Source organism: Cryobacterium sp. RTC2.1, assembly GCF_035018685.1.
Lineage (GTDB): Bacteria > Actinomycetota > Actinomycetes > Actinomycetales > Microbacteriaceae > Cryobacterium > Cryobacterium glucosi.
Genome location: NZ_JASJXJ010000327.1, coordinates 1 through 842 on the forward strand (window position 1 = coordinate 1; position 842 = coordinate 842).

Here is an 842-nt window from a genome sequence, read left to right on the forward strand (position 1 = left end):
GTCAGGGACGTCCCGAGACAGCACACTTCGCGTGAAGGGGCCTTTTTCGTACTCTCGCGGGGGAAGCGGGGTGGGTCAGTCGTTGGCGAGCAGGAGCTCGGTGAGGGGCTTGCGGGTGCGCGGCGCGATCTCACGGGCGTAGAGCTCGGGGGAGAGGGCGTCGACGTCACCGAGGACACCGAGGACGGTCACCGAGACGACGGCGAGGTCGGACGTGAGGCCGAAGGCCTCGGCGATCGCCGCGCCGTCGATGCCGCCGAGCTGGTGGGTGTACAGCCCCTCTTCCTGGGCCTGGATGGTGAGGTGCGCGACCGCCTGGCCGAGGTCGTAGCGGGCCCACGGGTTCTCGCGGGTCTCGTCGATCGGCAGATGCGCGATGTTCACGATGAGCACGGACGCGGCATCCGCCCAGGACTTGTTGAAGCCCATCAGGCCCTCGTATACCTTGGCGAAGCTCGCGGTGCCGCGGCGCGCGACGATGAAGCGGGCCGGCTGGATGTTGCTCGCGGACGGGGCCCAGCGGGCGGCCTCGAGAAGCGTGGTGAGAGTCGTCTCGGCGATGACCGCGGTCGGGTCGAAGCCGCGCGGGCTCCATCGTCCGGAGAGCGCGGGGAGAAGGGGCGACGTCGTGTCGGCGGCGCGGCTGAGGGTGTCGGTGATGAGGGTCATGTGCCCGTCTTTCGTCTGGAGCGTGTGGGTGTCCGGGGCAACGTTGACCCGCTCTCTTCAACGCGCGCGCGCCGCGTCGTTATTCCATGCACACGCATACTGCGCGGCCGTGTGTCGCTTTGTGTCGCGAAAGCGGGTGAATCGTCGGTCTCAGCGCGGGATAACGACGATTC

General features: G+C 68.5%; 1 protein-coding gene. It reads right to left on the minus strand.

Translation table 11 applies throughout. The features are described from left to right. Positions 1–75 precede the first annotated feature (75 nt). Complete coding sequence (locus QN357_RS19120) at positions 76–669, minus strand: nitroreductase family protein (RefSeq protein ID WP_322189080.1); 594 nt, start codon at positions 667–669, stop codon at positions 76–78. Positions 670–842: the final 173 nt, after the last annotated feature.